The following is an 18,472-nucleotide window of genomic DNA, read 5'->3' on the forward strand; positions in this document are numbered from 1 at the left end:
TGCATAAACTACAAATAAATTGATCTAATTCAAAATCCACATATGGAATCTGGTTATAGTACATCTTGTCATCTCGTTAGCCAGTATGGCTGACACGTTGAGCAAGATGACACTTCCTTTTGAAGGCTGACTTTACTTTCTCCTAATCAGGAAACTGATTTTTTGATTTTGGCGATACGCTATATATCTATTCCTGCCACACTATATGTGTGGTTTTTTTTTGGTTACAGTTCCAGATTCACAGTTTTAATGTAACTTAATCTGCCTATTTATCACAGTTATCCCCCGTCTTTTCTACCTTTCATATAGTATTTCTTTAACCGATGTCTCTACATTTTAGCTCTAGATCACGCTATAAAAGAAAAAGCGATTCAAACATGCGTTTTAATCTGATAACATTTTTGTTACATAACAGGTCTGACCTCTTTAAGGAGAAACAATGGGCATTCAGGATTTAAGGACGCGTTCCGGTGAAAGGATAGCGGTTGTCGCAGGGCTCAGAACGCCATTTGCAAGGCAGAGTACCGAGTTTTCTCAAGTCCCTGCCGTGGATTTAGGAAAGATGGTCGTGAGCGAAATGCTGACTCGTGCGGACATTGATCCAGCCCTGATTGATCAAGTTGTATTTGGGCAAGTAGTTCAGATGCCTGAAGCTCCTAACATCGCACGCGAAATTGTTTTGGGTACAGGAATGAACATCCATACTGACGCTTACAGTGTTACCCGAGCGTGTGCAACCAGCTTTCAGGCAGCCGTGAACGTGACAGAAAGTATTATGGCGGGCGCAATAGATATCGGTGTTGCCGGGGGTGCAGATTCCTCTTCTGTGCTGCCAATTGGCGTTTCGAAAAAACTGGCTGCGTCACTCCTTGCATTGAGCAAAGCAAAAAAGGCGAGTCAGAAACTTTCAATTTTACGCAAGCTGTCATTTAAAGACCTTATGCCAGTCCCTCCTGCTGTTGCTGAATACTCAACTGGATTATCAATGGGTCAAACCGCCGAACAAATGGCGAAAACCCATGGCATTACCCGACAGGCTCAGGACGAGCTGGCTCATCGCTCTCATACTCTGGCTGCTCAGGCATGGAAGGAAGGGAAGATTCGTGATGAAGTGATGACGGCGTTCCCAGAACCTTATAAAAAATGGCTCGATACCGATAACAACATCCGTCAGGACTCTACCATTGAGGGCTATGCCAAGCTCCGCTCAGCGTTTGATCGCCAGTACGGCAGTGTAACGGCAGCAAATGCGACTCCATTAACCGACGGTGCTGCTTCTTTATTAATTATGCGCGAAGGGCGTGCAAAAGAGCTCGGTTTAGAAATCATGGGCTATATTCGCTCTTATGCGTTTTCTGCCATTGATGTCAAAGAAGACATGCTAATGGGGCCTTCACATGCGACTCCTATTGCGCTAGACCGCGCTGGGATAAACCTATCTGATCTCACCCTCATCGATATGCATGAAGCCTTCGCTGCACAAACTCTGGCAAATGTGAAGATGTTTGCCAGCGACAAATTCGCAAAAGAGGTGCTAGGAAGAGACAAAGCGATTGGCGAGATTGATATGGACAAATTCAATGTGCTGGGTGGTTCAATCGCCTATGGTCACCCGTTTGCCGCGACAGGTGCGCGCATGATTACTCAAACACTGCGAGAACTGAAACGACGCGGTGGTGGGCTGGCACTGAATACGGCATGTGCGGCTGGTGGGTTAGGCGCTGCGATGATTTTGGAGGTGGAGTAATGGCGGGTCAAAGTGCATTTACGCTAACAATTGATGAACAGAATCTGGCGTGGCTAGCGATTGATGTTCCGGGTGAGAAAATGAACACCCTTCAAGCTGAGTTTGCCGACGAAATGCAGGCGATTTTACTTGAACTTGAAGCGAAAAAGAATGAACTGAAAGGATTAATTATCCACTCCTTAAAGCCCGACAACTTTGTTGCCGGTGCGGATGTGCGAATGCTGGATGCGTGTACAACCGCAGAAGAGGCTGAAGGGCTGGCAAAACAGGGGCAACAAATGTTTGCTCGGCTTGAAGCTTTGCCTTTTGCCACAGTGTCTGCCATTCACGGTCCATGTCTCGGTGGCGGCTTGGAGTTAGCACTGGCGTGCGACTACCGAGTGTGTACCGATTCCGATAAAACGCGTCTTGGTCTGCCTGAAGTTCAGCTAGGTCTGTTACCTGGCTCAGGTGGTACACAGCGTCTGCCAAGGCTAATTGGTCTGCTGAATTCGTTGGATCTCATTCTTACGGGTAAACAGCTCAGAGCAAAGAAAGCCAAAAAGCTGGGCGTGGTTGATGCAAGTGTGCCGCATTCCATTTTACTTGATGTCGCGAAACAGTTTACGGGCAGGAAAAAAGCGAATTTCAAAGCAGACACCAAAGAAAAGCTGATTTCTGGCAACAGGCTCGGTCGTAAGCTGGTGTTTGATCAGGCAATCAAAAAGACGTTGGCAAAAACTCGCGGAAACTACCCGGCAGCTGAAGCCATTCTCACGGTGATTGGTGAAGGTCTGGAAAAGGGGCTGGAAGCGGGGCTTGCCATAGAAGCGAAGAAATTCGGTCAATTGTGTATGACGTCTGAATCGAAGGCATTGCGCTCTATCTTTTTCGCCACAACAGAAATGAAGAAAGAAAACGGCAGTGACGCCCAGCCAAAAAAGATCAACCAGGTTGGTGTGCTTGGTGGCGGGTTGATGGGAGCGGGCATCAGCCATGTCTCCGTTTCCAAAGCGAAAGTGCCGGTTCGAGTGAAAGATGTTTCCAACGACGGCGTGATAAACGCGTTGAATTACAACTTTAAGCTGTTTTCTAAGCAGAAAAAGCGCCGCATCCTTTCCAAAGCGGGTTTGCAATTCAATATGTCCCAATTAACCGGAGGGACGGATTACACGGGTTATCGCGGAACCGACATGGTGATCGAGGCTGTGTTTGAAGATTTAGGTCTAAAGCAGGCGATGGTGAAAGACATTGAGGAGAACTGTAAAGCGTCGACTATTTTTGCGACCAATACGTCTTCATTGCCGATTCACCAAATTGCGGCTGAATGTGAGCGTCCGGAAAATGTGGTGGGTCTACACTACTTCAGCCCGGCAGAGAAAATGCCTCTGGTGGAGGTGATTCCTCACGAAGGGACATCCGATGAAGTGATTTCAACGGCGGTAGACTTTGCTCGTAAGCAAGGTAAAACCCCGATTGTGGTTGCCGATAAAGCGGGCTTTTACGTGAACAGGATTCTTGCGCCCTACATGAATGAAGCCGCGCATTTGCTGTTAAGTGGTGAGCCTATCGAAGCTCTGGATGAGGCACTGCTCAATTTCGGATTCCCAGTGGGACCAATCACTTTGCTGGATGAAGTGGGCGTCGATGTTGGGGCTAAAATCATTCCAATTCTGGTGGAAGAACTTGGGGCGCGATTCAAAGCACCGGATGTGTTCGATACTTTACTCAATGATGGGCGCAAAGGTCGTAAGAGTGGCAAGGGTTTCTACACCTACAAAGGTAAGAAAAAGGACGTCGATAAGAGCGTATATAAACTGCTCAAGCTGACGCCAGAATCTAAATTACCAGAAAAAGACGTAGCACTTCGCTGCGTATTGCCGATGTTAAATGAAGCCGTACGATGTCTGGATGAAGGAATCATTCGTAGTGCACGTGATGGCGATATCGGTGCGATTTTCGGTATAGGGTTCCCTCCATTCTTAGGTGGACCGTTCCGTTACATGGACCAGATTGGGCTGAAAGATCTGGTGAACATCATGAATGAATTCGCCCAGAAGTATGGGGATCGCTTCGCTCCGTGCGATGGTCTGCTTACCCGTGCGGGCAACGATGAAACCTTTCATTCTGCATCTTAGAAATAAGAAAAGCGTCAAGTTCATAAGCCGGTCGAAAACCGGCTTATTTTTTATTTGGCACGGGTGGCATTTTGATTACTTAGGTCGCGTGACAAAAGTATGACAATTTGGATCACAGCTCCCCAATTTAGAACTAAGTGTAAAGGCGTGAATATTCCCTTCTGCGCATAGGGAGTAGACTTTATTTCTGAAAGATAGATATCAGGAGTGGCTATGCTAGGTAACACAATAAAATCCGACATTTATGTCGGCAGTGTAGTAGAAACGCTTGTCAATGAAATGGCTATTGACCCGCAATCACTCACTACTACTAAATTTGCGCAGTATCTGGATGATTATGGGGTGGACAAAAACCCTTCTTTGGTTACGCACTTCGGTAACGGCGTGGTGAAAGAAGGCTTATTATCCATCAGTTCTCAAAACGTTTGGGTAAATGGGGAAAATAAATCTGTCACCGACGTTTCTGTATGGAAATGGAACACAGAAGGACTCAAGGAAGCGTTGGTTACCACAAATACGGATGTGATTAACGTAAAAAACTTCGTCGATGTGAATATTCGTTCTATGTCGGACAACGGAGCCACGGTCAACGTTTACGGAGCCAAGCGAGGTGACATCACCACAGGAAACGGAAACGATGAAGTTAACATTCACGTACTTTCGAACGGTGGGGCATGGAGCAATGAATTCAACATTGATACTGGCGATGGCAATGACACTATCCGTTTCTTTGAGATAGCGGGTGGAGATTATACCGAGTTCAATATCTCTGCCGGGAAAGGGAACGACATTGTTAACGTGATGGACTTGTCTGCACCGGATTGTACAAGCCACAGAGAAGTTCACGGCGGTGAAGGGGTCGACGCATTGTATCTGAGCGGAGACAATGCCGTTCAGTTTACCGGCTTTGAAGTGGTCATCGGAGATGGTGCATCTAACCTTCATATTACGAAAGACTTACTTGATAACAACCTTCAGGGGACATGGGCAGACAATGACGATGGCAGCGCCAATGTTATGGTCTTTACCGATGTGAACCTGACGATTGATGTCGGACTGGCGGAATATGCTGGATACTTCTCTACGTATACGGCTGAAGATTTGTCATCAGCGATGACTCAGCGACTGAATGATTTTGGTGTCGATTACACCGCAGACTATACCATCGCTGAATTCTACACTGAGACTGGCGACTATCTAATCGTGACAGATACCAGCGCCGACGACCTGATTAATTCAGTGATCGATTTGGTTTAAAACAATGCCCGCAATTTGCGGGCATCTTCGTTTTACATCTTTCTATGTGAATACTATCCAAGCTCGATATCTTTCGGGCGGAGCTGAAATTCCTCCACTGAACCGATTTCTAACCCTACATCCAGACACGGATCGTCCTGATGCTCGCTACCTTTGCTGTGCATGATCAAACGATTTGCTGTGCGGGGTTTCAAGACGCTGACAACAAAGCGAATCATTTCAGAGCGAGTGAGACTTTTCAGCTCTTCCAACACTTTATCTCTCTGATTGAATTCGTGGTCTTTATTGCCAATGGCAACCCAAAGGCGTTGAGCCCTGCTTCTCAAGTTGTTATCCGGCGTCGCAATCTGGTTCCAAAGCCCTTTTTTACTGCTCTGCCACTGGTACTCATTCAGTTCCAGCAACACCATATAGAACGCATTCAGAAACTCATCAATGGCAGACAACAAATCAATCGGGGCTGCATTAGGGGACTGCACGTACAAAACCAGCCCTGGGTGGCGGTTTAAAGGCAAGTTGCCAGTTCCGACCATATAACCAAGCTGCTGTTTGGTGCGGATTTCGTGGAAGAAAGTCGCAGACATCAAATGATTAGCGAGCGAGTAGAGCGCGATACTTCTCGGGTTGATGTCAGGAGACTGGTAGTAAATAACAATAGCGGAATCCGCCTGATTGCAATGTACTTCACGCTGGAAAGTGCCATTTTCACCAAGCATCACCAGCGGTCGTAAAGACTCTTCATAACGCTGGTTTTTAACGCGCAGTGCATTCTTGATGGTCTCTGCCAGTCCTACCGCCTGAGATTTATTCCAGTCGCCATACACAAACAGCTCGACGTGCAATTCATTCAGAATGTTGTCGACGAACTCTGGCAGCTCATCGACTTCTATCGATTCTAACGCTTCAATCAGCTCAGGGTAGGGCGGATTGTTTGGTTGAAGAATACCTGTCATGGCATTAAAGAGCTGAGAAACCGGGCGATCTTTCGCGGCATTTTTCCAGTTTCTTAGCATCTGCTGCTTGATGATATCAAAGCGCGTAGGCTGAAAATCTCGATTGGCAAAGCGCGTCAGTATGACGTTAAGCAGCTGCGGTTGCTTCTGGCTGAACCCGCTCAGAGTCAGTGTTACACCTCCCTGATGGGCGTACATGTTGTAACCCATGCCCGCAATTTCTGCCTGATAAGTTTCCTTTACCAGAGAGTCGAGGAACATCTCCACACACAGGCGTGTTTTGACAATCTTACGTGGTGTCGAGACGGCATGTGGGCTATCGATCGCAAGGTAAACCACACCTTTAGGTACTCGAAAGTCTTTCTCCTGAAGATGCCACAAACGAAAACCGGGCAAATCCTGCACCAGTTCTGGTTTGGTAGCATCACCTTCCAGAGCTTGTGGTGTAAGGTCGTAGCAAATGTACGGGTTGGGTTCTGGTAACTTGTGGTCGTCGCTTGGTTTGGGATCGCGCCAGCGAGCTAACTGCTCGTCGGTAAAAGGTTGCACCGAATAAGGCGTGTCGTACCACTTTGCGGTTTGATTGGTTTCTACCCCTTTGGCGATCAGGGTTAGCCTGAGATTATCAACCGTAAAGTACTGATTGACTTCTCTAAGTAGTTCCGGGTTAAAGCTGTCCATCTTGTAGTCGCCATACACCACATCTTCTTCTGGATAATGGTGAAGGTTCATGACCAGATGGCTAACCAAATCCAAAGGTCTCGCCGCTTCCTGGAACTGGAACGCTGATTCCAGCACAGCTTGTTTCTCTTTATAGCGCCATTCTTCGAAACCAGAATCCACGATCAGGTTCAGATACGCGAATGTGACTTCCACAATTTCGTCGGTGTGATTTAGCCCTTCCGGCGTGAGAGTGCAGCTAACGGTGAACTCCCGAAAGTTGCTGCCGCTCATGCCACCGCCGGCTGCTAAGCCATTCACCCAGCCCAAATTCTTAAGGTGTAGCATTAGACTGCCTTCGCCTTCATAGCCAAGCAAATGTGCAAAGTAGGAGAGGGGTTTTGACGAGTAGTGCTGGTCCATAGAAGGCAGGGTAAATGCCATCACCAGCTTGCGTGAATCTTTCTCGGGTTCAACCTGAACAAAGCACGATGGCAAAGACGGGTTCACCAACGGAATGGAAACGGATTTCCCTTTCAGACTACGATTTTTAATCGGACTAAATAAATCCGTAATCCAGCCTTCGAGTTCATCAAGTGGCTGCGGACCCATGATTGAAAGGGTCATCAAATCGGCAGAATAATGGGACTCATAAAACTCAATAATTTCGTCGCGAATTGAGCTGTCTTCCCTGTCTGCAAGGGTTTCCAGATTCCCGACAGAAAACTTAGAAAATGGATGAGCAGGGTTGACCACTTCCTTATGAACTTGGAAAAGACGGCGCATGTCATCTTTTAACTTGAGACGATATTCAGATTCGACCGCCTGACGCTCTTTGTCTAACGCTTCTGAATTGAAAAGAGGAGCGATAAAAAACTGACTGAAGCGTTTTAAACTGCGCTCAAACGCATTGGGCGAGACATCGAAGAAGTAACAGGTGTGCTCAGTTCCTGTCCAGGCGTTATTGTTTCCGCCATGCTGGCTAATAAAAGCTTGAAATTCCCCTGTCTTCGGGTATTTTTCTGTGCCCAAAAACAGCATGTGCTCCAGATAATGCGCCAGCCCTTCACGATCGGAAGGGTCATCAAAATGCCCGACATTTACCGCCAGTGCGGCTGCGGATTTTTGAGCATTTTCATCACGGACCAGTAAAACTCTTAAGCCGTTGTTTAAGTTGAGATAACGATATTGGTTGCTGTCGTTGGGGCTCAGGTACACAAGTGTGTCTCCACTATAGCTATTGAGTTAATTATGACTGCCTTAATGCGCGCTGCAAACCAAAAGCTGTCATTTTTTAATAGTTTGTTAACGGAGTCAGAGTCTTTGCCCCTTGACTTGATATAATTAAAGGGCGACATAGAAAACAATTGCCCCGTCATTTGAAACAAAAACAAGAAAACCGAGCAAGTGGTCCGGTATACATAACGGGTATAACCTAATGAAAATATTTATTATGCGTCATGGGGAGGCAGAAACGTTTGCCGACAGTGACGCAGAGAGAGCCCTGACTTCCCGCGGAGTCAATCAGTCTGTTCTTGTAGCGAAAGCATGCGCAGAGCAGGGTGAGTCGGAAATGAGTAAAGTGTTGGTCAGCCCTTATTTGCGTGCTCAGCAAACTTGGAATGCCATTCAGCAGTATTTTAAGACTAGCGATCAGGAAACCTGCAAAGATATCACGCCATATGGCAAGTCAGACGATGTGTTCGAATATGTGTGTGCTTTAGCAGAAACTCAGGCGTTAGATTCCGTATTGCTGGTTTCGCATTTGCCTTTGGTTGGTTACTTAACCGCAGAGTTTGTGCCTGATATGGCACCGCCTATGTTCCCAACCTCAGGATTGGTGTGTATTGATTTTAATCTGGATAAGAGGCAGGGCGAGTTGCTCTGGCATATTCACCCTTAACATACCCATCTGTGGGTTTAGAATTTGCGAATACTACTTCTCTGGAATACTTAGAAGCACCAATAAAGCACCATCACCGCCAAACTCAAGAGGAGCTTGGTGGTAAGCCATAACATCTGGGTGTTGAGCCAGCCAGACGGGCACTTTTTGTTTCAGAATATGTTTGCCGATGCCATGCATCACGCAGGCACAATGCACATTTTCCTTGATGCAGTGAGAAATCATCGCCCCCAGTTCACGCTTCGCTTCCTGCTGAGTCATCCCATGCATGTCCAGATATACGTCGGGTACATAGACACCTCGACGCAGTCTTTTTACTTCAAATTTGGAAACGTCTGAGCGGGCATATCGGGTAGGACCATCCTCATCCAGATGAGGCACGAACTCGTCAGAGAAGAAAAACTCGTTATCTGACGCTTCGCGCTTTATTTTCACGGCTTCTTTTTGTTTCGCGTTTCTGTTTGGCTGTTGGACTATGGTATCCTGTCGCAACTTTTTTACGCCCTTTACTGCGTCCTGAAACAAGGCAAAGTCGTCGTCCTTGTCGATATCGTTTTTGCTCATGGGATTCTTAGATAATTCTTAATATGCAGTATTGTAGCGCTTTTCGGAGGCAAATTTGGATAAGATTTTTGTAGATGAGGCGGTTTCTGAACTTCATTCGCTTCAAGATATGATTCGCTGGACAGTCAGCCGTTTTAACGCAGCCGGGCTTTTTTACGGTCATGGTACAGACAATGCGTGGGACGAAGCAGTACAGCTAATACTACCAACGCTTTACTTACCGATTGATGTGCCTTCTCATGTACTGAATTCTCGTTTAACCAGCAGTGAACGTTTACGTATTGTTGAACGTGTGGTTAAGCGTATTAACGACAGAACTCCTACGGCTTACCTGACCAATAAAGCCTGGTTTGTGGGTCTGGAATTTTATGTGGATGAGCGTGTGCTTGTGCCACGTTCGCCAATCGGTGAACTGATTGAAGCTCAGTTCCAGCCTTGGTTGGTGGAAGAGCCAACCCGTATTATGGATTTGTGTACTGGCAGCGGTTGTATTGCCATTGCTTGTGCGCATGCGTTCCCTAACGCTGAAGTCGATGCCGTTGATATTTCTTCTGACGCGTTGGAAGTGGCTGAGCAAAACATTCAGGATCACGGTATGGAGCAGCAGGTTTTCCCTATTCGCTCCGATTTATTCCGCGATCTGCCGAAAGACAAATACAACCTCATCGTCTCGAACCCACCTTATGTCGATGAAGAGGACATGAACAGCCTGCCGGAAGAGTTTACTCATGAGCCGGAGCTGGGGCTTGCGGCAGGAACCGATGGCCTTAAGCTGGTTCGCCGTATTCTGGCGAATGCACCTGATTACCTGACAGACGATGGCATTTTGATCTGTGAAGTGGGTAACTCCATGGTGCATATGATGGAACAATATCCTCATATTCCGTTTACGTGGGTTGAGTTCGAAAATGGTGGGCATGGTGTCTTCATGCTGACCCGAGAGCAAATGCTCGAACACGCTGAAGAGTTTGCAATCTATAAAGACTGATTGTCTTTCCTCATCTCAAAACGCCAGTCTTCGACTGGCGTTTTTCTTATTTTTTCCTGCAAGGGGTTTACAACGCCTGTCTATAAAGCGACTATGAAAACACGAAAAATGACAGGTTGAACTGAAAGACGGAGACGAAACCTTAAAAAAGGATGAAAAGTCTTTCAAAACAGAGGAAGTAAATGGCAGGAAACAGCATAGGACAACATTTTCGTGTAACGACATTCGGTGAAAGTCATGGCTTGGCACTGGGTTGTGTCATTGATGGTTGCCCCCCGGGTCTGGAGCTAAGTGAAGCCGACCTGCAAGGGGATCTGGATCGTCGTCGTCCGGGTACTTCTCGCTATACCACACAACGCCGCGAACCCGATGAAGTGAAAATCCTTTCTGGTGTCTTCGAAGGGGTAACAACGGGCACGTCTATTGGTCTTTTGATTGAAAACACAGACCAGCGCTCTAAAGATTACTCTGAAATTAAAGAAAAATTCCGTCCCGGTCACGCCGACTACACCTATCACCAAAAATATGGTGTACGTGATTATCGTGGCGGCGGTCGTTCTTCCGCACGTGAAACGGCGATGCGTGTAGCTGCTGGTGCCGTGGCAAAGAAATACCTTAAGCAGGAATTCGGTGTCGAAATTCGTGCGTATCTGTCCCAAATGGGCGATGTAAAAATCGACAAGGTGGACTGGAACGAAATCGAAAATAATCCGTTCTTCTGTCCTGATGTCGACAAGATTGATGACTTTGACCAGCTTATCCGCGATCTTAAGAAAGAAGGGGATTCGGTTGGTGCCAAGCTTCAGGTAGTCGCAACCAGTGTTCCTGTTGGTCTTGGTGAACCTATTTTCGACCGTCTTGATGCTGATATCGCTCACGCTTTAATGAGTATTAATGCCGTCAAAGGTGTCGAGATTGGTGATGGGTTTGATGTTGTAAGCCAGAAAGGCAGTCAGCATCGTGACGAACTGACACCACAAGGCTTTAAGAGTAATCATGCGGGTGGCATCCTGGGTGGTATCTCGACAGGTCAGGACATCGTCGCGAACATTGCACTTAAACCAACATCCAGCATTACTGTTCCGGGTGAAACTATTACTAAAGCGGGCGAGTCCACGGAGCTGATTACCAAGGGACGCCACGATCCTTGCGTGGGTATCCGTGCGGTGCCAATTGCAGAAGCTATGTTAGCTATTGTCCTTCTGGATCACCTGCTTCGTCATCGTGGTCAGAATCACGGTGTGACGACAGAAACCCCGAAAATCTAATGAGTTAGAATCCTGATAAAGCGCTCTGATGAGCGCTTTTTTATTGCCTGAACAATTAGGGTCTGTATTGGTACTATTGGAAATGGGGTGGTAGCAGGTTTGCTAGCTCTTCCCAGATAACCTTGGCGGCTTTAGAGCGTGTCGCTCTGCCCAAACACACCAATTGGACAGGTTGAGTACAGGTGACACTAAATGGCTCCAGAATCTGGACCAATTCTCCCGTTTCCATTTCTTTTCTAATCAATAGAGGATCAACCATGGTGATCCCTAAACCTGATTTCACCATTTCAATCAGTGCTCTGGCATCATCACAAATCAAGGTTTCACGAACCGGAATTGCATGTGTGTTTCCCTCTGTATTCTGAAAATGCCAATAGCTGTGATTGCTGCTTTTACTCTTGAATACCAGGCATTGGTGCGCTTCCAAATCTTCAGGGGTTAAAGGTGTTCCATGAACACGCACATAGTCCGGGCTGGCGACACAAACCAAACTCTTATCACCAATTTTCCTAGCCAGCATAGGAGAGTCGGGCAAGTTGCCAACTCGAATCGCAATGTCTACCAGTTCTTCCATGAGGTCGACATAGCTGTCGGTAAAGCTCAATTCCAGCACAATTTTGGGGTAACGGGTTTTCAACTCCTGAACGTGTGGAAGCAAATACTGATGACCGATTAAGGTAGAGCAGCTGATTTTTACTTTCCCCGAAGGTTCTGATTGCTGAGCGGAAACAAACGTCTCTATCCCGTCAAGCAGCGTAGGCAACCCTTCAGAAATACAAAGTAGCTGTTGTCCGCTCTCCGTAATCACCAGTTTTCTTGTGGTTCGCTGGAAAAGTCTTTGCCCAACGAGCGATTCTAGCTGGCTGATTTTCTTGCTTACCGAAGACCTTGGTACGTTCAAAGCGTTTGCGGCGGCCTGAAAGCTACCTTGCGCTGCCACTAATCGAAATACAGGAATATAAGGTAATAGCTTGTGAGTATTCATAAGTATTGGTGCAATTATGGAAACAAAATGTTGATTCATTGGTATCTATTTGTTCAGTAAACGATGCGCTAGTCTGAGCACATAATCAACATCAAGGAGAGAAAACATGAACTCAGGAAAAATTCTTATCACTGGTGCAACGGCGGGTATCGGTCTGGCAACTGCTCAATCTCTGAGTGAGCAGGGTTATGAACTGGTGATCACTGGAAGAAACCCAGACAAACTTGCCAGTGTCGCGAATTCGCTGGACAGCAGTAAGGTGACGCCAATTTTGTGTGACAGTGAAAGTGTTGAGGATATTCAGTCTTTAGGTGAAACGATGGTCGGCAAAGGCATAACTCTTGATGGTCTTGTACTGAATGCAGGTGTGTATTTCCCGAATGAGCTGGAAAGTACGACTTTGGAAGCCTTTGACCACACGATGAACATAAACTTCCGAGGTCCGTTTTTTACTTTGCAGTCCTTGCTACCCGTTATGAATCCGTCGTCGAGTATCGTTATGGTGTCTAGCCTTGTCGTCAAGAAAGCCTTTCCGACGTCTTCTCTTTACGCAGCCAGTAAAGCTGCGCTTGAAGGTTTAGTCGGAGGGTTGAATCTGGATTTAGCAGAGAAAGGTATTCGAATTAATAGTGTCAGACCAGGAGTGACAGTCACCGAGATTCAGGGCAAAGCAGGCGCTGATGAGGAAGCCATAAATGGACTGAAACAGATGATGGCGTCTACACCTCTGGGCAGAATACTAGAAACGTCAGACATTGTACCTGCGATTGAATACCTTCTTTCCCCAGCATCGGTTGGGATGAGAGGGGTAACGATGGACGTTGACGCAGGGCATGCGATTTAGAAGCGAAAAGACCGACTGGCGGCATCAACCGCCAGTCGTTTGAATTAATGCAGTGAGCCTTCTGTTTCGAGTTGGAAAGAAGGCAGTTTCCATTTGAACCTGACTGCCGCCATTCGCAATAAATAGCCAGCAACAAGGGTGACAACAGTACTAGTCACTTCGTTGATACCAAAATGCAGAAGTGCCAGGTAAAGCACCGAAGCGGATAAGGCAACCGAGGCGTAAAGCTCTTCGTGAAGCACCAGAGGCGATTGCCTGCAAATCAGGTCACGTAACAAGCCGCCAAACACGCCCGTAACCACCGCAGACACCACGCAGATGATGGGGTGTAATCCCATATTCAACGCTACTTTGGTGCCGATAATACTGAATACAATCAACCCAAGTGCATCCAAGCGGATAAACAGCCCTTTTAACTTGATAACCCACTTTGCAATGCCAGTCGTCACAACGCCTGCAACGCAGGTGATAACCAGAAATTCGGGGTTCTTCACCCAGGTTAAAGGGTAATGCCCAAGAAGAATATCGCGCACAGTTCCGCCGCCTATTGCAGCTGCACTGGCAACAAACATAACACCAAACCAATCCATGTTTTTTCGACCCGCGCTGAGTGCGCCAGTCATCGCTTCCGCTGTGATACCTAAAACATAAAGCGTGCTTAACAGCATGGTTCCAGATCCAGCTAATCAGAGATGTAAAAAATGAGCGGCAATTCTAGTGTTAAATCGATTCTCTGGCGAGAAAAAAATCGTATGGAGTATGGTTTTTAAAGTAAGTTGTTCACGCAGTGAATAACAAAGCCAGCAGTGAGACGTAAATTGGGTTTACAAACCGGAAAATCCAAGGAAAATACACGTCAGAATTCATGCCACTAAAGATTTATGTCGCACCAATACTCCGATCTTATCGATATTTTTAATCGTACCTTTTCCGGTCCATTCAATACTAAGCTTGAGTTGGGCGGGGATGAGCCTATCTATCTTCCGGCAGATGAAGAAAAAGACTACCACCGCATTGTGTTTGCCCGTGGGTATTATGCGTCTGCCATGCACGAGATCGCGCACTGGATGGTGGCAGGGCCAGAACGTCGCTTACTTGAAGATTTTGGTTACTGGTATGAGCCGGATGGCCGCACTGAAGAAGTTCAGGCTGCGTTTGAAAAGGTAGAAGTTAGACCGCAAGCCTATGAGTGGATTCTGTCCCAAAGTGCGGGCTTTCCTTTTACAGTGAGTTGTGACAATCTACACGGCGATTTTGAGCCTGACCGATTGGGCTTTATGGCGAAAGTGCATCAGGAAGTGCTTAGCATTCTAGAGGCGGGGCTTTCCCCCAGAATGAAAAGCTTATCCGACGCCTTGCGTCAATTTTACCAAACTGCTCCGCTCAACCCTGAGCAGTTCCAAGTGAAGTAACCAAAGTAAGAGACCACAATGATCCTAGAATACGAAGAAAAAATGCTAGAGCTGATTGATTCAAAGGTGGAGACGGCGTCCGACGACGAACTTTTCGCTGGTGGTTACTTAAGAGGTCATATTTCTTTGTCGGCAGCCGATTGTGAAGCTGCGGGCGAAACAGAAATTGAGCAGTTAACAAAACGCATTGAAGAAAGCTTAGAAAATGCGAGATCAGAGCTGACCCCATCAGATCGAATTTTGGTGAGTGACCTATGGGCTCAGCTTCACGAAAGTGTGCTGAACTAATATTGGGCTAATCGCGACTGTTTTTCTTTTCAAATACGCACTGAGTTTTATTGATTTTAAAGCCCAGCTTCAGATAGAACGAGTGCGTATCTTCCCTTTCAGAATGACATCTGACTCGCCACTTTCCTTTGTGTACCTCAGTGGCATGTTCAACCAGCGCTCTTCCAACACCATGCCCTCTAACATCAGGATGAACGACCATTCCTCCGATTTCGATAAAGCTTTCAGATGCCAGTCTCTGGGCGTAAAAGCAATGTAACCAACCCACTAGCTTACCGTTTAGTTGAGCGACATAAACCCTGTCATGGTTAGAATTCAGTAAGGCTTTTAGCCTTTGTTCTGCGACAGATACGCCTTCATCCTGATAGCCGAGATATTGGGAAAGCGCATGAATGTTTGCCGAATCTGACAATTTTGCGAGCCGGATGATCATTATTGGTGTCCTTAAATCAACATACTCTAATCGAAGCCTCTGAGTGGCAGAGTGTCGGATTGAAGCCAGTTTTCTTTGGCGTAGCTGGCATCGCCATCGGTGACATGCAAAGTATAGGCTTGTCTGGATTTGGATGAGCGATTTGGCGCACTGTAATGAGGAAGCAAACCCTGAAATATAACCAAGCTGCCTGCTTTCACTTCTACAGGTTCGCCGCTGGATTCATCTGGCCAGGGGGTTTCATCTAAAGGCACCATAGTAGTGGTATCACCGTCTCGATTGAATCTCTCTCTCAACGGACCATTATGACCTTTGGGTTCTACCCACAGACAACCGTTATCCAGATTGGCGTCTTCAATCGCAAGCCAGTAAGTGACGACGCTTTGAGGAGTGGTGTAAAAAAACGTCGCGTCTTGGTGCCAGTTTACAACCCCACCAATTTTGGGCTGCTTAAAGATGTACATCGACTGACGGATCTGGGGCGTTAACATGCCAATGTCGTACGCAATGTCTCCAAGGGCTGGCAGATGACTGAAGGCTCTAAACACAGGATCAAGTTCGTGTAACGCATGCCCGATTTTATTAATGCAGAGCGATTTCTCATCGACAAGATTGCCATGGCGATCAAAGGCTTCTTCCTCAAAAAAACAGCGGATTTTTTCTGCGGAATCGAGAAAATAGTGATCACCCGAGCGTGAGTTATTGTTAGTGGTGAAGATGGAGGTATCGGAGGTGGGTTTCCATTCATCGACAATTTTAGCCGCCTGAGCTTTCAGTTCCGCAAGAGTTTCAGGAGAAATCACTTGGTCGAGAACCAAAAATCCTTCTTCATGATATTGCGCAATTTGCTCTTGGCTTAACATCCACTTCCCTTCCCAGAAACTGCCTGAATTTTGTTCAATATAGTGACTAGGTACTTAATTGTAAAAGGTAAGTGGCGACGATTGTGATTTTGAGAAGAAAATAAAAGGTGCCCTTACTCGTTGAATTCAGGGCACCCAAAAAAATTATCGCTCGGTAATGGCTTTGCCTTTACGCAGTCTTCTGACCCACATTCTCGATGGGTGCAGGTCATTTAATGTTTCGACCGGGAATGGCATGGGGTCGCCACAGATTTGAGATGCCAGCAATTCAGCAAGAAGTGGTGCAGAACTCAGACCGCGAGAGCCTAACCCAACCATGCAATACAAATCCTGATATATCGGGGTTTCCGTTACCTTATTCTCATCTTGCTTTTGTAGATCCGCGTACTCTTTCAAAATGGTTTCGTAATCTCCCACGGCACCGACAAACGGCAGATGATCTCGGGTGACACAGCGAATCCCCTGCCGTGACTGATTACCAGACGTATCGGCTTCTTTTGACCATGCCTGATTTGGCACGCAGCGCCTGAGTTTTTCAGCATTGTCTATCTGAGCTGATTCATCAAACAACTTATCGATGTTAGCCCTGTCGTAACTTGCGCCTATACAGTGCTCCATGTTCGCAGGGTTATGAGGGGTCATGTAACCGTCGTAGCAGAGCACAGTTTTGAGCTGTTTAAGTGAATCTGTAGTCGGGATATGGCTGACTTGCCCTTTAACTGCCGATGCCGGAATGGTGTCTGCCTGAACAAACTGATTGAACAGATAACCGTTCGCTACAACCACTGCCTGATGTTCGAATTTCTGGCTTTGTGAATGAAGTGTCCATCCTGACTCAGTCTTTTCTAATTTGTCTATTTCAGTCTGAAAGTGACAGCTAAGCCGATTTTGGTTCTCGAGGTTCTCGATGATTCCACGGGTCAATTGCTGAGGGCATAACCAGCCCCCTAATGGGTAATGGACACTCTCCATATCGAAAGTCATGCCCGTTTTTTCGCTAGTCTCTCTCGCATCCAGTTTGTGGATCAAATCGCTTGAAAAGTGACCGAGTAACATTTTGTCGAGTTTAGCGGCTGCTTTCTCATCCCAAGCCAGTTGAGTGACGCCACACCAGTCATGATCGAAATCGACAGTTTCACTCATTTGTTCAGCAAACTGACGGGCGAAGAGAAACGCAGGAGCAAACACACGCGACATTCCGGTGTGAGTACCATTAAGGAGCGGATACACTGCCCCTTGTCGGTTCCCTGATGCTTCTTCGGCGGGAATGGCATCTTTGCAATAAAGTGTTGTTTTGATGCCACGACGGGCGAGGGTTTGCGCCAGAGTGGCGCTGGCGATCCCACCGCCTATGATAGCAATGTCAGATACATTCGGCGTATTCTGGCGAGCCAGCCAAGGTAGAAGGTTAGTGATGGGTGTTTTTTCTTCCAAGGAACCAGCAATCATCTCGCGTTTGGTGCCAAAACCTTTCACCTTCTTCATAGAGAAGCCGGCTTCAATAAGACCCCTACGCACAAAACCCGCAGCAGTAAAAGTGGCACAGCTGCAATCTTGTCTGGCGAGTTTTGCCATGCCATTGAACAAATCCTGATTCCACATTTCTGGGTTTTTGCTGGGTGCAAATCCATCAAGGAACCAGGCATCGACCAAACCTTCTTTTGGCGTTGGCACGCTAGGCATACAGTCTTTGATGTCACCAAACCATAGATCCAAGGTTATAGCTCCGTCCGCCAGTACAATGCGATGGCAGTCTGGCACCGCAATCGGATAGTGCGCTTGTAGCTGGCTCGCATACTCTGCCAGTTCTGGCCAGGACTCATGCGCTTTTTTAAGGTCATCACGTGTGACTGGGAATTTCTCGAAGCTAATAAAGTGCAGCTCTTTTAATGTGGAATCTGGGTTTTCTTTTCTAAAAGCATCAAACCACTGCCAGAGCGCCAGAAAGTTCAGCCCGGTTCCGAATCCGGTTTCTGCAACCACAAAGCGTCGGTGTTCAAAGTTATGCCAGCGTTGAGGAAGCTGGTTTTGAGTAAGGAAAACGTATCGGGTTTCTTCCAGACCATTGACGTTAGAGAAGTAAACGTCATCGAATTGATCAGACACCGGTGTTCCGGCTTCATTCCAGCCAAGGACGGCATTCTTAATGGATGTCATAGTGGTAAGATCTTGGGTAAATGTGCGAGACTA

The 18,472-nt window shown here is 46.9% G+C and carries 16 protein-coding genes; 9 read left to right on the forward strand and 7 right to left on the reverse strand.

What is annotated here, in order from left to right; genetic code table 11:
- Window positions 1–439: 439 nt before the first annotated feature.
- The 3 genes from fadI to INR79_RS05110 all read left to right on the forward strand — a co-directional run bounded on the left by fadI (window position 440) and on the right by INR79_RS05110 (window position 5,121).
- Entirely contained in the window at window positions 440–1,747 is a 1,308-nt protein-coding gene (gene fadI / locus INR79_RS05100; RefSeq protein WP_223096236.1) for an acetyl-CoA C-acyltransferase FadI, read from the forward strand.
- Window positions 1,747–3,864, forward strand: coding sequence for a fatty acid oxidation complex subunit alpha FadJ (fadJ, locus tag INR79_RS05105; protein WP_223096238.1), 2,118 nt, complete (start codon window positions 1,747–1,749; stop codon window positions 3,862–3,864). Before fadI ends, fadJ begins: the two co-directional genes overlap by 1 nt.
- Before the next feature lie 213 nt (window positions 3,865–4,077).
- Window positions 4,078–5,121 (forward strand): hypothetical protein, encoded by a 1,044-nt coding sequence (locus tag INR79_RS05110; protein WP_223096240.1) that lies wholly within the window; start codon window positions 4,078–4,080, stop codon window positions 5,119–5,121.
- Window positions 5,122–5,174: 53 nt separating this feature from the next.
- On the opposite strand, the gene INR79_RS05115 is transcribed toward INR79_RS05110, so the two are convergent.
- The gene (locus INR79_RS05115) at window positions 5,175–7,952 is read right to left on the reverse strand and encodes an insulinase family protein (protein ID WP_223096242.1); all 2,778 of its coding nucleotides are present in this window, start codon (window positions 7,950–7,952) and stop codon (window positions 5,175–5,177) included.
- A gap of 220 nt (window positions 7,953–8,172) precedes the next feature.
- On the opposite strand from INR79_RS05115, the gene sixA reads away from it, so the two are divergent.
- Window positions 8,173–8,637 carry a phosphohistidine phosphatase SixA gene (sixA, locus tag INR79_RS05120; RefSeq protein ID WP_223096244.1) on the forward strand — a complete coding sequence of 155 codons (465 nt, stop codon included), beginning with the start codon at window positions 8,173–8,175 and terminating at the stop codon, window positions 8,635–8,637.
- Window positions 8,638–8,670: 33 nt separating this feature from the next.
- On the opposite strand, the gene smrB is transcribed toward sixA, so the two are convergent.
- Window positions 8,671–9,201, reverse strand: a complete 531-nt coding sequence (gene smrB, locus INR79_RS05125) for an endonuclease SmrB (RefSeq protein ID WP_004407961.1) — start codon at window positions 9,199–9,201, stop codon at window positions 8,671–8,673.
- A 55-nt stretch (window positions 9,202–9,256) separates the two neighbouring features.
- On the opposite strand from smrB, the gene prmB reads away from it, so the two are divergent.
- Entirely contained in the window at window positions 9,257–10,189 is a 933-nt protein-coding gene (gene prmB / locus INR79_RS05130) for a 50S ribosomal protein L3 N(5)-glutamine methyltransferase (RefSeq protein WP_022600459.1), read from the forward strand.
- A gap of 182 nt (window positions 10,190–10,371) precedes the next feature.
- The gene (gene aroC, locus INR79_RS05135) at window positions 10,372–11,457 is read left to right on the forward strand and encodes a chorismate synthase (RefSeq protein ID WP_004407965.1); all 1,086 of its coding nucleotides are present in this window, start codon (window positions 10,372–10,374) and stop codon (window positions 11,455–11,457) included.
- A 73-nt stretch (window positions 11,458–11,530) separates the two neighbouring features.
- Here the strand turns inward: aroC and INR79_RS05140 are convergent, their stop codons facing one another.
- Window positions 11,531–12,442: a LysR family transcriptional regulator gene (locus tag INR79_RS05140; protein WP_223096245.1), complete on the reverse strand. Its 912-nt coding sequence runs from the start codon at window positions 12,440–12,442 to the stop codon at window positions 11,531–11,533.
- Window positions 12,443–12,548: 106 nt separating this feature from the next.
- Here INR79_RS05140 and INR79_RS05145 point away from each other — a divergent pair, with 106 nt between their 5' ends.
- Window positions 12,549–13,286 carry an SDR family NAD(P)-dependent oxidoreductase gene (locus INR79_RS05145; RefSeq protein ID WP_223096246.1) on the forward strand — a complete coding sequence of 246 codons (738 nt, stop codon included), beginning with the start codon at window positions 12,549–12,551 and terminating at the stop codon, window positions 13,284–13,286.
- Between the two features lie 44 nt (window positions 13,287–13,330).
- On the opposite strand, the gene INR79_RS05150 is transcribed toward INR79_RS05145, so the two are convergent.
- Window positions 13,331–13,954, reverse strand: coding sequence for a trimeric intracellular cation channel family protein (locus INR79_RS05150; RefSeq protein ID WP_022603583.1), 624 nt, complete (start codon window positions 13,952–13,954; stop codon window positions 13,331–13,333).
- 213 nt (window positions 13,955–14,167) lie between these two features.
- On the opposite strand from INR79_RS05150, the gene INR79_RS05155 reads away from it, so the two are divergent.
- On the forward strand, window positions 14,168–14,698 hold the full coding sequence (locus INR79_RS05155; RefSeq protein ID WP_200765882.1) for an elongation factor P hydroxylase: 531 nt from the start codon (window positions 14,168–14,170) through the stop codon (window positions 14,696–14,698).
- Between the two features lie 18 nt (window positions 14,699–14,716).
- The gene (locus tag INR79_RS05160; RefSeq protein ID WP_004407982.1) at window positions 14,717–14,986 is read left to right on the forward strand and encodes a YfcL family protein; all 270 of its coding nucleotides are present in this window, start codon (window positions 14,717–14,719) and stop codon (window positions 14,984–14,986) included.
- Between the two features lie 7 nt (window positions 14,987–14,993).
- On the opposite strand, the gene INR79_RS05165 is transcribed toward INR79_RS05160, so the two are convergent.
- The 3 genes from INR79_RS05165 to mnmC form a co-directional block, all read right to left on the reverse strand.
- Complete coding sequence (locus tag INR79_RS05165; protein WP_223096247.1) at window positions 14,994–15,419, reverse strand: GNAT family N-acetyltransferase; 426 nt, start codon at window positions 15,417–15,419, stop codon at window positions 14,994–14,996.
- A 26-nt stretch (window positions 15,420–15,445) separates the two neighbouring features.
- The gene (locus tag INR79_RS05170) at window positions 15,446–16,282 is read right to left on the reverse strand and encodes a phytanoyl-CoA dioxygenase family protein (protein ID WP_223096248.1); all 837 of its coding nucleotides are present in this window, start codon (window positions 16,280–16,282) and stop codon (window positions 15,446–15,448) included.
- A gap of 144 nt (window positions 16,283–16,426) precedes the next feature.
- Complete coding sequence (gene mnmC, locus INR79_RS05175; protein WP_223096249.1) at window positions 16,427–18,439, reverse strand: bifunctional tRNA (5-methylaminomethyl-2-thiouridine)(34)-methyltransferase MnmD/FAD-dependent 5-carboxymethylaminomethyl-2-thiouridine(34) oxidoreductase MnmC; 2,013 nt, start codon at window positions 18,437–18,439, stop codon at window positions 16,427–16,429.
- Window positions 18,440–18,472: the final 33 nt, after the last annotated feature.

The sequence above is a fragment of the Vibrio sp. SCSIO 43132 genome, from assembly GCF_019904195.1.
GTDB classification, from domain to species: domain Bacteria; phylum Pseudomonadota; class Gammaproteobacteria; order Enterobacterales; family Vibrionaceae; genus Vibrio; species Vibrio nigripulchritudo.

Bases quoted from the DNA above. Each gene is read 5' to 3' on its own strand.
- fadI (WP_223096236.1), top strand. From the start codon at position 440: ATGGGCATTCAGGATTTAAGGACGCGTTCCGGTGAAAGGATAGCGGTT.
- fadJ (WP_223096238.1), top strand. From the start codon at position 1,747: ATGGCGGGTCAAAGTGCATTTACGCTAACAATTGATGAACAGAATCTG.
- INR79_RS05110 (WP_223096240.1), top strand. From the start codon at position 4,078: ATGCTAGGTAACACAATAAAATCCGACATTTATGTCGGCAGTGTAGTA.
- sixA (WP_223096244.1), top strand. From the start codon at position 8,173: ATGAAAATATTTATTATGCGTCATGGGGAGGCAGAAACGTTTGCCGAC.
- smrB (WP_004407961.1), bottom strand. From the start codon at position 9,201: ATGAGCAAAAACGATATCGACAAGGACGACGACTTTGCCTTGTTTCAG.
- aroC (WP_004407965.1), top strand. From the start codon at position 10,372: ATGGCAGGAAACAGCATAGGACAACATTTTCGTGTAACGACATTCGGT.
- INR79_RS05140 (WP_223096245.1), bottom strand. From the start codon at position 12,442: ATGAATACTCACAAGCTATTACCTTATATTCCTGTATTTCGATTAGTG.
- INR79_RS05145 (WP_223096246.1), top strand. From the start codon at position 12,549: ATGAACTCAGGAAAAATTCTTATCACTGGTGCAACGGCGGGTATCGGT.
- INR79_RS05150 (WP_022603583.1), bottom strand. From the start codon at position 13,954: ATGCTGTTAAGCACGCTTTATGTTTTAGGTATCACAGCGGAAGCGATG.
- INR79_RS05155 (WP_200765882.1), top strand. From the start codon at position 14,168: ATGTCGCACCAATACTCCGATCTTATCGATATTTTTAATCGTACCTTT.
- INR79_RS05160 (WP_004407982.1), top strand. From the start codon at position 14,717: ATGATCCTAGAATACGAAGAAAAAATGCTAGAGCTGATTGATTCAAAG.
- INR79_RS05165 (WP_223096247.1), bottom strand. From the start codon at position 15,419: ATGATCATCCGGCTCGCAAAATTGTCAGATTCGGCAAACATTCATGCG.
- INR79_RS05170 (WP_223096248.1), bottom strand. From the start codon at position 16,282: ATGTTAAGCCAAGAGCAAATTGCGCAATATCATGAAGAAGGATTTTTG.
- mnmC (WP_223096249.1), bottom strand. From the start codon at position 18,439: ATGACATCCATTAAGAATGCCGTCCTTGGCTGGAATGAAGCCGGAACA.